The organism is Pararhodobacter oceanensis, from assembly GCF_003076755.1.
GTDB lineage: Bacteria > Pseudomonadota > Alphaproteobacteria > Rhodobacterales > Rhodobacteraceae > Pararhodobacter > Pararhodobacter oceanensis.
Map to the genome: position 1 here is coordinate 1 of NZ_QDKM01000019.1, position 14641 is coordinate 14641.

Consider the following 14641-nt stretch of genomic DNA (forward strand, 5'->3'; position numbering starts at 1 on the left):
CAGCAGCCACGCTGGCCCGCCGCCGCTGCGCTACATGAGGGCTACGCAGCGGCGGGCCAGCTCAGAACCAGAGGGGGTCAGTATTGGACGCCGATAAGGGGTCAATTTTGAATGCTGATTGACACCCGGAAGCCCGCGCTGCCGCACGCCAAGCTGTCGCGGCCCCAATTGTCGCCGAACTGTTCGCGCTCTGGGAGCAGACCCTGCCGCGCATCTCGGGCAAGTCAAAGCTGGCAGAAGCGCTGCGCTACGCCATAACGCGTCGCGAAATCTTCGAGCGCTTCTTGATCGACGGCCGTATCGAACTGGATTCCAATATCGTCGAACGTGCCATCAGACCCCAAACCATCACACGGAAAAATAGCCTCTTCGCTGGATCGGACGGCGGAGGCCGGACATGGGCCACCATCGCAACGCTCCTGCAGACCTGCAAAATGAACGACGTCGATCCTGTCGCCTGGCTGACGCTGACTTTAGAGCGCATCGCCAACCAGTGGCCCAGTGCAGAAATCGAAGCGCTTATGCCTTGGAACCACCACGCCTGAACGGCCGTGGCTTCCCGCTTACCGTTCAACACGGAGCTAGCCGCGCTCTCGGTGTCGAGGTTGTCCGTTTTGGCATGAAGATAGCGCAGTTGGCAGAAGGGTGCATAACTTCAAGGCCCTTGCCTTAGGGGTTGCTTAGAATTTGTCCGAAGGGGAATTGACTGACGGAAGAATTCTCATACCATGTGCATACATACAAATTTGGCACCCCAAGCCAAACCGCGAATCATAAACAAGACCAACCCAAACACTCAGGGAGATTATATGTTGGGAACCAAAAAATACGGCCGGCTATGCAACTTCACATTAGCCGCGGCGCTTTTAATTGGCGTCGCGGCTGCGCCTGCAGTCGCACAGAGTTTTCCCGACGAGCCGATTACCGTAGTTGTCGCTTGGCCAGCAGGAGGCGGACATGATACCGTAACTCGGTTGGTTACAGAGCATCTGTCACAAGAACTATCAACGTCTGTAGTTGTTACGAATGTGCCAGGCGCAGCGGGCGCAAATGGCGTGCGGCAAGTCGAAGAAGCCGACGCCGATGGTTATACATTGGGTGTATTGGGCGTTCATGCGACAGCTCAGTCCTATATGAATGCGAATGCGACCGACTTGATCAATCTTGATCCTCTTGCTGTGATTAATATCGAACCCGCAGCACTTGCCGTGCGCAGAGACACTGGTATCGACAGCTTCGAGGCGTTCTTGGAGTATGCGCATAATCAACCAGGTGGCATTATCAATGGAAATGACTCACCAGGTGGTTTCTCGTTTTTGAATGCAGCGTTTATTGAAAGCTATTTCGAGATTGAGCTTACGAAGGTTCCGTATCAGGGTTATGCTCCCACGGTGGCAGCGCTAGTGTCGGGGGAAGTTATGTCCACCACTCTACCGGTCCCAATGTTAGCCGACTTGCACGATTCGGAAACCATTCAAATTCTCGGCGTCGCAGCCACGGAACGCCATTTCCGGGTTCCGGAAGTGCCGACATTTGCCGAGATGGGTTATGACTATGTCATGACGGATTATGTTATGGTCTTTGGCCCTAGGGGTATCGAAGATGAGCGTCGCGCCACCTTAGAAACCGCGCTGCTGGCGGCAATGGAACAAGAAGCGTTTCAGGAACGTGGCCGCGCGATGGGCTTGATGCTGAGCCCCGGTGGAGCAGAGGCTGCGGTAGAGCTTATGCGCTCCATGGACGATCTGATCTATCCGGTCATGCAGGATGCGGACCTTGTTTCGACGCGCGAGCGCTGATTTTCATGAACTCCGTAAAGCCCAACCATCCGATCGAATTCATGGCAGGAGGTTTCTTCCTATTTTGGGCAGCGGTCGGATGGGCATCTTACACAGCAAACTCGGATTTGCGCGCCAGTCTTTGGGCCCGCGCAGATCCGGGCCCGGCACTCGTGCCAATTATCGTGCTATCTGTCCTTTCGCTAGGCGGCGGTTTTCTGTTTATTCGGGGCATCATACTTACCCTCAATGACCGGACTCCTTGCCAGGATCAGCGTGCCCTTCCACCCGTATCAAGCCATATTCTTCCGTTGGGATTTGCAGCGTCTTTGGCTGTGCTTGCTGTCGCAATGCAAATTGTAGGCTTCCTTCCTGCCGCAATCGCCTTCTGCCTGTTTTGGTTTTGGGGACTGTCTTCGGAGAAATCTACAACACGTGCATGGCTTCTCCATTTGGTCGCTGCAGTCACAATTGGTGGCGGCATTAACTTCCTCTTCGCCGGGCTACTGAGCGTTCCCCTGCCGAGTTAACTTATTATGATATTTGAACTTTTCCTCCAGACTTTACTGGAGTATTCGACCAGTCCCTTCATGTTGGGCTTGGCACTAACAGGCGTTGGTATTGGGATCGTCTTGGGCGCATTGCCTGGCGTCAGCTCCACAATGGCTCTCGCTATTCTTTTGCCGGTCAGTTTCGGCCTGGAGCCTGGGGCAGCAATGCTGTTTCTGATCACTGTATTCGTGTCGAGTGTATATGGCGGATCAATCTCAGCAATACTAATCAACATACCAGGCACCCCGGGCGCGATTGTAACGCAGTTTGATGGATACCCGATGGCGCAAAAAGGCAAAGCTGGCCATGCTTTGTCATATGCGCTCCTTTCGTCCACGGCGGGTGGTTTGATTGGGCTTACACTTTTGATCACGCTTTCGCCGGCTGTCGCGCAGGCTGCTATGAGTTTTCGCAGCCCCGAGTTTGCCATGGCAACGGTATTCGGCCTTGTGCTGCTTTCCTTCGCCTCAGGTAGCTCAACTTTTCGCGGCATTTTGGTGGCGGCTGTGGGCGTCATTTTGGGTATGGTAGGGTTTGATCCGCTTACTGATATTGGTCGTTTTGATTTCGACACGCGCGCCCTTCAATCCGGCATCGAATTGGTGCCGGTGACCGTTGGGATCTTCGGCTTAGCAGAGGTCCTACGAAATCTGGCGGACGGACGTCAGAGCTTGCCACCTGTGCCACATATCGGGCGAATCTTTCCGTCGTTGGGCGAAATCATCAATCAGTGGAAGCCGGTAGCGCGCGGTGGGGTCATCGGCACATTTGTCGGTGCAATTCCTGCAGCTGGCTCCGCTATCGCCGTAGCGTTGACCTATGCACAAGAAAAACGATTATCGCGAACACCCGACAATTTTGGCAAAGGTGAGCCGGCAGGAATCTCTGGGCCCGAATCCGCGAATAGCGCGTCAGTTGGTGGATCATTGGTGCCAATGATGACGTTAGGTATCCCTGGTGATCCGGTTACTGCTGTGCTTATGGGGGCGCTGCTCATTCATGGCTTGCGCCCCGGCCCTATGCTTTTTGTCAACAACCCCGGTTTTGTTGCGGGAGTTTATGTTGCGGTTTTTATTGGCGTAATTTTGACCCTAGTCGTTGGATTTGGCTTAATGCGTGTGGTGGCACAAATCATGCGGATCCCACGCGCGCTTTTATTTTGCACAATTGCCATCCTGTGCATGGTCGGCGCTTTCGCTATTAGAAATAGCTTAACAGACGTTTACGTCATGCTCTTTTTCGGCGTTCTCGGCTATATCATGTTTCTGTTGCGGCTCCCCCCCGCGCCCTTGGTGTTCGGCCTGATCCTAGGCCCCATCCTAGAAGAAAACCTCCGCCGAACTTTAATCTTATCCCGAGGTTCTTGGACAGTGTTCATTGAACGTCCAATTTCTTTGGCACTAATTATTATGTCGCTTATTGCCATCTTTGCACCAGCACTCACTTCTCTATGGGAGCGCAGGTCCCGGCATAAAATGTAGTTCGGCCACATCCGCACGCTTCATATTGTTTCTACTCAAACAATTTGGAGGGTGTATTCAAGCCCTATGCGGTTCGACTGATCCCTCCGGCCTGCCTGAACTGGCCCCACTATGGGGGCTATGATCCGAACGACATCTCCATGGAGGCGACTTGATCAGTTAAGGGCCAGTCTGCTGGTGAATGTGAGGCTTGCCTTCATACACGAGGCGCCGTTCAGAACGCCTTGAGAAGTTGCGTTGTCTGAGGATCCAGAAATCCCGCCACAGTCGCCTCCGTTTCCAAACTCAAGGCGCCGCGCAGCGACTCTGCTGATGCCTGGTTTAGCACCCGCTTCATGGCTCGGACCGACATTGGTGGAAGCGCCGCGAGTCGCTCGGCGACCCGCACCGCTTCGGTCTGAAGCGCATCAATGGGCACAACCTTCCATGCAACGCCGCAGGCTTTTAGATCTGCCGCAGAGTAGCGCTGTCCGAACATCAACATTTCGCGGGCTTTCACCGGACCAACAAGCGCCGGTAGTAGCTTTGTCACTGCGCCTGTTACAAATAGGTTCAAAGAGACCTCGGGAAAGAAGCCCTGGGCGTTCTCTTCCCAGATCGGGAAATCACAGTTGATCGCCCATTCAAAACCACCGCCCACGGCCCAGCCATTAATGGCGCCGACCACCGGCTTCTGGCCAAAGACAATGGCTTCCGTCGCCCTTTGAATCGCGTTTACTAGATCGCGCGCCTCCGCTTCTGAACTCGGGTGGACATGCTCGCGACGGTCGTCACCGGCGCAAAAGGCTCGTCCTTTGCCCGTAAACACGATGGCACGCGTGCTTTGGTCACGGTTGGCATCATCAAAGGCAATCGCGACTTCGTCTATTAGCCTTCGGTTCATCGCATTCAGCGCGTCGGGCCGGTTGAGGGCAATCGTGCGCACACCTTCGCCGGACATGTCCGAAGAGATGGTGTCATATGTAAATTTGCTCACAAATAGCTCCTTTGAACACGGCGGGTTTTGCCTTCGGTCACCGGAAAGCTGCCGGGGGGCAGAAGTGTAACGGTCGCGGTCGCACCCAGCCTCGTTTTTAGCGCGGCCTCGACCCGCCGCGCGAGCGTGCCATCATCGATCTGCCCTCTGGCAAGCTCGGCATGCACCGGAAGCAGGTGGTAGGGTGGCGGTGTATCAAGGACGATCCGGTAATCGCCCGAGAGCTCCGCAAAGCCGCTGACAACGGCAGCGACCATCGTCGGGAACATGTTCAGCCCGCGCACGACGATCATATCGTCGGAACGACCGACAACACGGAACCGGAACCCGGTACATCCGCATGTGCAGGGCTCGGTCGCGCGGATCTCAATGATGTCACCGGTCCTGAAGCGGACGAGTGGCTGGCATTCGCGATCAAGATGGGTAAGGACCAATTCGCCTTCAGTCCCGCTTTCGATGGCCTTCGGCGCACCTGTCTCTGGGTCAATAAGTTCAACGTACAACACATCATGCGCGACAAAATGAAGGTCGCTGTCGTGTTCGCATTGCGCCGCGAAGTTGCAAAAGACGTCCGACACACCATAATTGGCGTTGCGCGGCTCCAACCCCCAAGTGTCGCGCATACGCTGGCGATAAGATGGATCGTCAAGGCCCGGCTCACCGCCAAACAACCCCAGCGTCAGGCCAAGATCCCGCGGCGTGAGATGCGGAAACTTTTCTGCCAATACCCTTTCAAGCACAACGGGATAGGACGGCGTGCAGGAAATGGCGGTGATCCCGGCTTCTAGGATCGTGCGCACAAGTAGTTCTGTCGATCCAACGCCGAATGGCACCACCGTAGCCCCCGCGCGTTCAAGCGTCAGGTGGTCCGTAAGTCCACCCATCCACATCTGGTAATTCAAGCAATGCACGACCATAACGCCGGGACGAAGCCCCGCCAGTGCTTGCGCCCGTCCACCGACGATCTCCGTTATTTCGCAATCGCGCGCGCTCAAGCCAAGGGTCATGGCCTGCCCTGTCGTCCCCGAAGTGCGGTGTAGGCGGGAGATCCGGTCAGGCGCCGCCGCAAGATAATCGCCGAACGGGGGATGGGCCTCTTGCGACAGGCGTAGGCCCGCTTTGTCTGAGAACGGCAATTCGGGCAAGTCCTCCAGCCGGGGCGGCGGCGCCTTGCCTTTCCATACCGCCTGATAGAATGTCGAGTGCCGCGCGACATAGCCGCTTTGACGCTCCCATGCGGCCTGCCGATGGTCGGCAATGTCCGCAATGTTGATACGGTGGCCCTGGTCGATCAGACTCATGGCTCCATGCCCCGTTTCCAGATGCTTGAAAACATATCGAGAAGCTCCTCGCGATTTTTTGAAAGAGACCGCACCCACGGATCATCGGTGACGAAAAGTGCTATAAGATACTGATCGACCATCCCGCCGAGCGCATACGCCCGTCGCATCAGGTCCTCTTCCGATCGGTCCGCACTTGCCTCGTTGCGCCGCCAAGCCTGAACAACGGTCCGTGCCCATTCGTTGTTGAGTCGCTGAAAAGCAACACGAGCCTCAGGAAAGTTGTCCACTCCCGTGACGAGGCATTTCATCAACCCAGGGTTCTCTTCAAACAGCCGCATGTAGGCTTGGGTCGTGTTGCGCATCGCATCACCCGACCGATGCGCTGCCGCGCGCATTTCCATTTGAACAAAATCAACGAAAAGCCCAATCACTTCGGCCGAAACGGTGTTCAGGTTTTCAAAGTAGATGTAAAAAGTGCCATGCGCGACCCCGGCTGCCTGACAAAGAACCGAAACCGTGAGCACGTCAAACGGCTCGACCGAAAGAAGCTTAGCACAGGTCACCACAAGGTCCCGACGCGTGCGCTCGCCCTTGCGAAGCTGCATACGGCCTTCGACCAGCCAGTCGAAGAAATCGTTCTGTCCTTTGCTATGGATCACTGGATCTGATGAAAGCTTACTCATTTCATTTTCCGTCCTTCAAGAACAATGGGACATGCTCCAATCTCATGGGAGATTGGGCGCGCGATCACGCCAAGGCATTTCTCGTTCAAGCTGGGAAGCTAGTTCGAGGAGGGTTCCTTCATTCCCATATCTTGCCGCGAACTGAACCCCGACTGGAACCCCCTCTGACGTCCAGTGTAGGGGCATGGTCATGGCGGGTTGTCCTGAGGCGTTGTAAAGCGGCGTATAGGCCGAGAAGTTCCAGACATTATCGGTGTATCCCTCTTTGATCTGGTAATCGAAGGAGGCGCGCGGCAAGGGAATCTGACTGAGGGTTGGCGACAGGATCACGTCAAAACTGTTATGAAAATCCGCCATTTTTCGAGTTAAGGCGTGCATCCGACGGCTTGCCATATAAAAGTCTTCGGCAGTTGAGCGCATGCCGACCTCTAGGAAGGACCAAATCGCGGGCAGAAAGTCCTTTTCCGACACCTGCACCCCTTTCGCTTTGGCCTTGGCATGGACATTGGCAAACATGCCAGAGCCCAGAATGATCGTCAGGGCCTCGTCATATCCATCATCTGCCCATCGGACGTTGTGATCTGTCTCTTCGACGATATGCCCCAGCTCCTCGCAACGCCGTGCAACGGTGCGCGCGGCAAGCAAGCACTCTGGATCGACTTCGGTTTCAATCGGCGGCCGCTGAACCAGTGCAATCCGCAGCTTTCCAGGTTCGCGCTGCGCATGTTCAAGAAATGAAAGGGTCGGCTGCGGTGCCCAATAGGGGTCGCCGTAGTCCGGAACCGAGGCGATATCCAGCAACAAAGCGCTGTCTCGGACGCTGCGCGAACAGACATGTTGGGTGCTCAAGCCGATCAGCTCTTCGCCAACATCGGGGCCATAACTGACGCGCCCGCGCGATGGTTTCAGGCCAAAGACACCACAGCATGACGCGGGAATCCGGATCGATCCGGCACCATCCGTCGCGTGGGCTGCGGGAACTATCCCAGCAGCCACGGCTGCAGCGGCCCCGCCACTTGACCCACCCGCCGTGCGTTCAGTGTCCCATGGATTTTTGGTCGGGCCAAACAACGTGTTATACGTGTCGGCGGCAAGTCCCATTTCCGGCACGTTAGTCTTTCCAAAGATGACGAGGCCCGCGTTTTTGTAGTGGTTCGTAACAATACTGTCGAAGTTTGCCTCGGTCGACATAAAGGCATTTCCGGCAGTGCTACGCGTGCCCTTATACGAAGCTCTGAGGTCCTTGAGCAGGAACGGCACCCCAGACAATGGCCCTTGGCCCAGCCCCTCGGCGATCTGGGATCGGGCCTTGTCTTCAAACACATTGATCACCGCGTTGATCAAGGGATTTACGGCTTCCATACGTGCAAGCGCGGCATCCAGAAGCTCATTGGCGGAGACATCCCCGTTTGCCATCAACGAGGCAAGATCGTGCGCATCCCGACCAATGTAATCGGTTTCTGTGATCATTTTGGGTCTCCATTTTCTATGGTCATTGATGGCCTGAGTGTGATCAGGTCGAGCGCAAAGCGACTATTACTGTGATTGTTATATAAGCGGTCATCCCATCAAGCCCGGCAGCCAGAGGGTGATTATGGGAAACGCCACAAGGATCGCCAGCGTAAGGAAATCGACCAGAATGAACCATGTGACACCGCGGAAAATCTCTCCCAGTTTGACACGGCTTCCCAGACTTGACTTGATCACATAGACATTGAGACCCACCGGTGGCGTGATCAAGCCGATCTCAAGAAGCTTCACAACGATGATCCCCAGCCACACGAGGTTCATGTCGGCGGACACGGCAATTGGAATAAAGATTGGCATCGTCAAAAGCATCAGGCCGATAGAATCGACAAACATTCCCAGAACGATGTAAACAACCGCGATCGTGATGATGATCAACAGCGGTTCGGCCCCAATGGAAATGAACTGCTGGGTCAGAAACGTCGGCACCTGCGAAAGCGCCAAAAATCGCGTCAGGAAGACCGTGCCGATAACGACCAAAAAGATGCTTGCCGTGCTCGAAATCGTGGCTGACAGAGCCGCCTTGATTGCCGCGATGGACAGGCTGCCGCGCAACAAGGCAATGAGCGCTGCGCACAAGGCACCAACCGCTCCAGCCTGGGTCGGCGTGAACAGTCCCACAAAGATACCGACCAGGACGAACACGATAAGTGTTGGAAGGGGCCAGATGCCTTTAAGCGCGCTGAATACCACCTGCCGGTTCACGACCTCATGGGTTGGCGGCGCTAGCGCAGGATTGGCAACGCACCGCAGATAGATCATCGCCACATACAGAACGACCGATAGCAATCCCGGCAGGAAGCCTGCGAGAAACAACTGTCCAACCGAAACTTGGGCGAAAAATCCGAACAAGAGCAGTAGAATACTTGGCGGTATCAATGAGCCGAGTGTGCCGGACGCCGCCACTGACGCGGTCGCTAGTCCTCTATCATAGCCGCTTTTCAGCATCTCGGGCACTGAAATGCGCGACATCGCCGAGGCGGTCGCGACGCTCGACCCTGAAGCGGCGGCAAAGAGTGCCGATGCTCCAACTGTCGCAATCGCCAGCCCACCGGGCAGCCAAGATAACAAAACCCGCATCGCAGAGAACAGGCTTTTGGTAAGACCCGTGTTGCCGGCGATGAACCCCATCAACAGAAACATAGGAATCGCGGACAGGTTCCAGTCACCGACGTAGCGAAACGGAACCGCCGAAATCATGCCAAGGGCCGCATTCACATTCAGGATTAACGAAATGCCAACGAGGCTGACGATGCCCATCGCGATCCCAATGTGGAACCGCAGAAGAATAAGAACAAGCACCATGCCGATGCCCAGAAAACCGATGTCAAGATTACTCACGATCGAGCCCCTCTTCTATGTCGTCGGCCAGCTTTGAACGCGCCTGACCCAAGGCATCTCGCAACGTGTTCGACAGAATTGCCAAAGCGAATATGGAAAATCCAATCGGCAGGCTGAAACGGCTTGGCCAGATGGAAAACAAACTCGTTCCCATGATTCTTTCGTTCTTCGCAAGCGCCTCGAAGGCATCGACTCCGGTCTGGTAAACAATCACCAGCAGGAAGCAGAAAGAGACCAACGCAACGACGACCCGCAAGGTAGACTGGACCCTTGGCGAAAGGAGCCGGGATATGATGTCCGCTCCGATATGATCGTGGCGCAACTCCACGAAACCCATCGGCAAAAAGACAATGGCGATCATCAGATAAATCGAGACAATCTCGATGGCGTTGGCAATCGGTCGCCCGAAGGCAAGATCCCAGGCGACGTCAGCCGTCACCAGAAACGCCATTGCTAACAGCGCGAAGCTCGCCAAATTGGCGGCGAGCTTGCACAGTGTTTCTATAGCTGTGTGGATACCCACAAGCTCAGTCCATTGCATAGGTTGAGGCGTCTATGTTTGCATAGATCTGTTCACCAATTAGCGTGATGATGGCCTCGGGGTCGTTGCGGTCCACCGTGGCCAAAAGGCCTTCCCACTTTTCAAAGATCTCGACCACCGCAGCTATCAGGGCTTCTGGGTCGGATACGTCGAACTCATCCGCAGCAAGAGCTATCGCACCTTCAACGACGCTTGGTCCAAAGTCAGAGATAGCGTCAAGCATCTCTGCCGAAGGTTCAATGATCTCGACATCGTGCTCTAATGAAGCCTCCAACGCCGCTGACAAAGAGTTCGAGTAGTCATTTGCCTGCTCGACCAACGCTTGCGGGATCGTATCAAAGAAGGCCTGTCGCTGCGCATCCGTCAAGCTATGCCAGAAATCACGGTTGGCGCCCTGCATGAACCCGGCCCAATAGACACCCAAATCCACCATATTGACGTATTTCGCGACTTCCCACAGGGACCGGCTTTGCAGATCATTCGCAGGCACAGCAGCGCAATCCAACTGCCCCCGATCAAGGCCCGCATACATTTCACTGGACGGCACGTTCACAGTCACCGCCCCGACGGAATTGGCCCAATCCGAATGCGCCGCACCCGGCACGCGAATCCTTAGCCCTTGCAAGTCTTCTGGACCGTTGACAGGCGACGAGCACACAAGATTATACGGCAGGGTCGCATAGCCCCCAAGGAACACGATTCCATTTCGGCGCCACTGATCCTGCAGAGCGGGTATCGTCATATTCGCCTCGGTGATAGCGATGCCAGCCAAAAGGTGATCGGAATAGTTAAAGGCCAGCTGAGCAAGCACATTATCTTCAGGCAAATCGCTGGGCGTGTATGTCCCGGCATGGAAAGCAACCTGCGCGATACCATCCCGCAATCCACTTAACGTAGTATCAGGTGGCAACAGCACGGGTCCGGTAAAGAGTGTTGGATTCAGTGACCCGCCTGATGCTTCCTCAAGTCTAGGAAGCCACTCAACGTAGGAATACCGCGCCAAAGGGTGCGATTCCGGGAGCCAGATGCTGGCGTTGAAATCCACGCTTTGGGCAGCTGCAGGCATCGCCCCCGCGAGGACCATGCTTAGAGCCGCAGACAGTGACCGTTTACTATATTGTATAATATGCATTTTCTCTCCTGGGTAAAAGTAGGATTGATTCAGCTTTAGGCGTCTTGTGATCGTGCGCAAATGATCCATAGGACGCCCCTCCGGCGTTTCTGCGCGTGCTCGAGAGTCGGCGCCGGAGTGAGACGCCGCAATGGCAAGCAAGGTAGAAGTCTACGGAATGCGTGTAGCGAACAAGGCTTGCCATACAATCACCCTGAAAAAAAATGAATATGATGTCAATTATTTTTTTGACTCATTCTCGCTTGCCTATGAACGCCGTCGACGCACTCAATGATGCGGTTTGTCTAGAGCAAGAAGCCAACTGGCAGCTGCAAGGGCTGTGCAGTGGCTTCTGCTGAGACTGCACGCTGGCGACGAATATCTCGATCGTGCCGATGCTGATTGGACTGTCGCCCAAATCCCCGAACACGTCGACGCGAAACCGGCTGCTGATCGATACGATCCGCAATCCCATCATTCTGAGTATCGTTCTAGGTCTGGTGGTCAACGCTGTCACCGACGGCCCGATCCGTGGCCTTCATGACTTCACCGATATTGTCGGCAGCGCAGCCCTACCACTGATGCTGTTATGCGTTGTTGCGGGACTGAGCTTTTCCGGCGCGCAAGGCAAAATTCTGCCGCTGGTGCTCTCGTCGATCGGCAAACAGCTGATTTTTCCGCTGCTGGTTATTGGAGTTGCGGTGACGGTGGGATTGAGCGGACCGGATGCGATCGTCCTTGTGGTCTTCGGTGCGGCTTCGACTGCCTCGGCATCGCTCAATTTGGCGCGCCAACTCAACGGCGATGTGGCATTGATGTCGACCATTTTCGCTGCGCAGACCACTGTTTTATTCGTCACGCTACCGGCCACGCTGATCATTGCGCAGATCCTGCTAACGAATCCATAATCGTCCAATAATGCAAAAATCAATTCGCTTGGACCTATCGACGTGTCCGAGGGCGCGTGCCAAACAACGACGGTGCTTGTGGCTGATGGGGCAAACTCCTCGCCCAGAGCACGACCAGGATCCCCGCTTGCCGGGCGGTGCCGTCGCATGGTTGCGATCTCGGGCTGCAACGCCCGCAATCTTCCTGGTGATCTCGACCGATGCCGGGCCCTCACTCTCCCGCCAGTATCCGAAGCGCACGCGAAGCCTCTTCACTCTGCACGGCACTATTATTGTGCATGAGACCGATCTGCATTGCCAGCCGGGGTTCGAACATAACGATCTCGATCTTCGCACCGCTTCGCCGCCTTTGCTCTGCGGTATAGGAGTCAATTACTGAGACTCCCTGTCCGGCCTCGACAAGCGCAACCGCAGTTTCTTCGAGTTCCACTTCAGCTTGGATGTTGGGTGTCAGCCCTGCCGACGCAAACGCTGAAAGCATTTCTTTCCGCGCCTGCGAGGCGAGATCCAAGAGTATGAGCTTCTCGTCAGCGAGATCCAACGCAGAGATTGATTCCGCGCCGCTAAGATGATGCCCCATCGGAAGAATAGCCACTGCATCGGTCGAAAGCAAAAGTTGCGCATTTTTCGTCGAGATCCTGCGACCAATCAAGCCGATCCCTATGTCCGCGAGGTCGTCGTCAAGAAGACCGATGATTTTCTCGCTGAGCGCTACACGAACCTCGAAGCGTGTCTCGGGCATCTGTTGAAACAATTGACTGACGCGTTCTGGCAGCCAAAGTCGCGCAATCATTGGCATCACGACGATCCTCAGCGGGCGCTCTCGCTCTCGCTGCAGCGAGAGAGCGAACCCCTCGAGTTTCTCCATTTCCGCCACTGCCGACTCGCTTTCGCGAAACAGCGCCTGTGCCATGCGGTTTGGTTGCAACCTGTGTCCCGAGCGCTCAAACAATCGGACGCCAAGATGCGCTTCCAATGAACGCAACTGCTTCGTCACGGCCGGTTGCGTGAGAAATAGTCGCGACGCGGCATCCGCCAGCGTCGCCGACATCATCACCGTGCGAAACACTTGAATCCTGCGGAAAAATGACATTCCATCAGGTTATCATAACCAAACAAATATTCAATTTGATTATTCATTTTCATCTCTACTCTTGCGCTATAGTCCGCAGATAGTGAAAATCGGAGATCGCAATGAAGCTCAAGGTTCTTCTAGGTAGTGCCGCACTGATGGCCGCGTCAGGCGCAGCTGCGCAAGATTGGCCGAACCGGCCGATTACTCTTGTCGTGCCATTTCAGGCAGGCGGCATCACCGATATCGTCGCACGCAAACTGGAACCCGCTTTGAGTGAGTTTCTTGACCAGAGCATTGTAGTGGTCAACATGGGGGGCCACACCTCGGTTGGAACCCGCCGTGTCGTTGATGCCAACCCAGATGGCTATGAATTTCTCGTCCACGAAACAGGCATCATGACAGCCGAAGCATCGGGTGTTCAAGAATTCGGATATCGCGACCTCACTCCGGTCGCTGTCGTCGGCGAAGTCTGCCTTGTAGCGGTTGGCAGGGCTGACGCTAACTGGCGCACACTCAGCGAGATCGGCGAAACAAGTGATGGCCCGTTAATCGCAGGTGTAACGGTTGGCGGCGCGAGCCACATGGCAATCGCAATGGCCGCGGAGCTCGGTGGATTTGAGATCCGGCCGGTGCAGATAGGGGGCACATCCGCTGCGTTTGCCGCGCTAATTGCTGGCCAAATCGACCTTATGGCCTCCACGCCGTCATCGGCGCACAGCTATATTTTTGATGCCAACGACCAACTGCTCGAGAACCCTGAAGCTACGCCGCTGCTGTATCTCGGAGCAGAGCGGCACGCGCTGTTGCCTGATGTTCAAGCTATGCAAGACGCGGGCTCGGACAGCGAACTTTGCGTTCCGAATCTTATCTTCGCGCCCTCTGGAACGCCTGATGACATCGTATCGCGGATGGCGGAAGGCCTGGAACACGCGTATCGCCAACCCGATGGTTTGATGGATTTCTTCCACACAGTGGGTGGTGTTGATCGGTTTATCTCTGGGGACGAACTCGGCGCTTACCTAGATGCGAACTGGGCTATTCTAGAACCACTGGCAGCATCGGCCGGAAACTAAGATCGTAAGCATCCGGCGTAGGCCGCGGTTATGCGGCTTTGGCGATCAGACTTTGCTTCCAGTTCCAGGGCAGAAGCTCATGGATACGCGCGACGGGCATGTCGGGCAGCCGGGCGAGAACGTCGGCAAGCCAGGCCTGCGGATCGATGTCGTTCATTTTAGCGGTGACGATAAGGGTATACATGTGCGGGTTTCGCAAATTCCCGGACACGGATTTCAGTAATTCCCGGACACACGTTTCGGTAAATCCCGGACAGGGATTTCGGTAATTCCCGGACGGTTCCGGGGGCCGGTCACCGTTGGTCATCGCCT

General features: G+C 55.6%; 14 protein-coding genes and 1 pseudogene. 6 read left to right on the plus strand and 9 right to left on the minus strand.

All coding sequences use genetic code 11. The features are described 5' to 3' along the window. Positions 1–125 precede the first annotated feature (125 nt). The 4 genes and pseudogenes from DDE20_RS18505 to DDE20_RS18520 all read left to right on the plus strand — a co-directional run. Positions 126–545, plus strand: a pseudogene (locus DDE20_RS18505) (IS66 family transposase); the annotation flags it as partial. 264 nt (positions 546–809) lie between these two features. Further along, a complete protein-coding gene (locus tag DDE20_RS18510) occupies positions 810–1799 on the plus strand; it encodes a Bug family tripartite tricarboxylate transporter substrate binding protein (protein ID WP_165814578.1) in 990 nt (329 codons plus the stop codon). A 41-nt stretch (positions 1800–1840) separates the two neighbouring features. After that, the gene (locus DDE20_RS19425; RefSeq protein ID WP_420812382.1) at positions 1841–2308 is read left to right on the plus strand and encodes a tripartite tricarboxylate transporter TctB family protein; all 468 of its coding nucleotides are present in this window, start codon (positions 1841–1843) and stop codon (positions 2306–2308) included. 6 nt (positions 2309–2314) lie between these two features. Beyond that, a complete protein-coding gene (locus DDE20_RS18520; protein ID WP_116560005.1) occupies positions 2315–3811 on the plus strand; it encodes a tripartite tricarboxylate transporter permease in 1497 nt (498 codons plus the stop codon). Between the two features lie 214 nt (positions 3812–4025). Here the strand turns inward: DDE20_RS18520 and DDE20_RS18525 are convergent, their stop codons facing one another. From DDE20_RS18525 to DDE20_RS18555, 7 genes are all read right to left on the minus strand, one after another. Continuing rightward, positions 4026–4787 (minus strand): enoyl-CoA hydratase/isomerase family protein, encoded by a 762-nt coding sequence (locus DDE20_RS18525; protein WP_116560006.1) that lies wholly within the window; start codon positions 4785–4787, stop codon positions 4026–4028. After that, the gene (locus DDE20_RS18530; protein WP_116560007.1) at positions 4784–6088 is read right to left on the minus strand and encodes a phenylacetate--CoA ligase family protein; all 1305 of its coding nucleotides are present in this window, start codon (positions 6086–6088) and stop codon (positions 4784–4786) included. Before DDE20_RS18530 ends, DDE20_RS18525 begins: the two co-directional genes overlap by 4 nt. Continuing rightward, complete coding sequence (locus DDE20_RS18535; RefSeq protein WP_116560008.1) at positions 6085–6753, minus strand: TetR/AcrR family transcriptional regulator; 669 nt, start codon at positions 6751–6753, stop codon at positions 6085–6087. Before DDE20_RS18535 ends, DDE20_RS18530 begins: the two co-directional genes overlap by 4 nt. 42 nt (positions 6754–6795) lie before the next feature. Continuing rightward, positions 6796–8223 carry an amidase gene (locus tag DDE20_RS18540; RefSeq protein WP_116560009.1) on the minus strand — a complete coding sequence of 476 codons (1428 nt, stop codon included), beginning with the start codon at positions 8221–8223 and terminating at the stop codon, positions 6796–6798. A 90-nt stretch (positions 8224–8313) separates the two neighbouring features. Beyond that, positions 8314–9621, minus strand: coding sequence for a TRAP transporter large permease (locus tag DDE20_RS18545; protein ID WP_116560010.1), 1308 nt, complete (start codon positions 9619–9621; stop codon positions 8314–8316). Beyond that, entirely contained in the window at positions 9614–10144 is a 531-nt protein-coding gene (locus tag DDE20_RS18550) for a TRAP transporter small permease subunit (protein ID WP_165814579.1), read from the minus strand. Before DDE20_RS18550 ends, DDE20_RS18545 begins: the two co-directional genes overlap by 8 nt. A gap of 4 nt (positions 10145–10148) precedes the next feature. Next, complete coding sequence (locus tag DDE20_RS18555) at positions 10149–11363, minus strand: C4-dicarboxylate TRAP transporter substrate-binding protein (RefSeq protein ID WP_116560012.1); 1215 nt, start codon at positions 11361–11363, stop codon at positions 10149–10151. Between the two features lie 305 nt (positions 11364–11668). On the opposite strand from DDE20_RS18555, the gene DDE20_RS18560 reads away from it, so the two are divergent. Next, positions 11669–12181, plus strand: a complete 513-nt coding sequence (locus tag DDE20_RS18560) for an AEC family transporter (protein WP_116560013.1) — start codon at positions 11669–11671, stop codon at positions 12179–12181. A gap of 211 nt (positions 12182–12392) precedes the next feature. Here the strand turns inward: DDE20_RS18560 and DDE20_RS18565 are convergent, their stop codons facing one another. Then, positions 12393–13274, minus strand: coding sequence for a LysR family transcriptional regulator (locus tag DDE20_RS18565; protein WP_116560014.1), 882 nt, complete (start codon positions 13272–13274; stop codon positions 12393–12395). Between the two features lie 101 nt (positions 13275–13375). Between DDE20_RS18565 and DDE20_RS18570 the strand changes: the two genes are divergently transcribed. Continuing rightward, a complete protein-coding gene (locus tag DDE20_RS18570; RefSeq protein WP_116560015.1) occupies positions 13376–14329 on the plus strand; it encodes a tripartite tricarboxylate transporter substrate binding protein in 954 nt (317 codons plus the stop codon). Positions 14330–14357: 28 nt separating this feature from the next. Here the strand turns inward: DDE20_RS18570 and DDE20_RS19290 are convergent. Next, positions 14358–14641: transposase domain-containing protein (locus DDE20_RS19290; RefSeq protein WP_240608280.1), on the minus strand; the 284-nt coding region annotated here is incomplete at its 5' end.

Bases quoted from the DNA above. Each gene is read 5' to 3' on its own strand.
- DDE20_RS18570 (WP_116560015.1), top strand. From the start codon at position 13,376: ATGAAGCTCAAGGTTCTTCTAGGTAGTGCCGCACTGATGGCCGCGTCA.
- DDE20_RS18530 (WP_116560007.1), bottom strand. From the start codon at position 6,088: ATGAGTCTGATCGACCAGGGCCACCGTATCAACATTGCGGACATTGCC.
- DDE20_RS18555 (WP_116560012.1), bottom strand. From the start codon at position 11,363: ATGGATCATTTGCGCACGATCACAAGACGCCTAAAGCTGAATCAATCC.
- DDE20_RS18565 (WP_116560014.1), bottom strand. From the start codon at position 13,274: ATGTCATTTTTCCGCAGGATTCAAGTGTTTCGCACGGTGATGATGTCG.
- DDE20_RS19425 (WP_420812382.1), top strand. From the start codon at position 1,841: ATGGCAGGAGGTTTCTTCCTATTTTGGGCAGCGGTCGGATGGGCATCT.
- DDE20_RS18535 (WP_116560008.1), bottom strand. From the start codon at position 6,753: ATGAGTAAGCTTTCATCAGATCCAGTGATCCATAGCAAAGGACAGAAC.
- DDE20_RS18560 (WP_116560013.1), top strand. From the start codon at position 11,669: ATGCTGATTGGACTGTCGCCCAAATCCCCGAACACGTCGACGCGAAAC.
- DDE20_RS18540 (WP_116560009.1), bottom strand. From the start codon at position 8,223: ATGATCACAGAAACCGATTACATTGGTCGGGATGCGCACGATCTTGCC.
- DDE20_RS18520 (WP_116560005.1), top strand. From the start codon at position 2,315: ATGATATTTGAACTTTTCCTCCAGACTTTACTGGAGTATTCGACCAGT.
- DDE20_RS18510 (WP_165814578.1), top strand. From the start codon at position 810: ATGTTGGGAACCAAAAAATACGGCCGGCTATGCAACTTCACATTAGCC.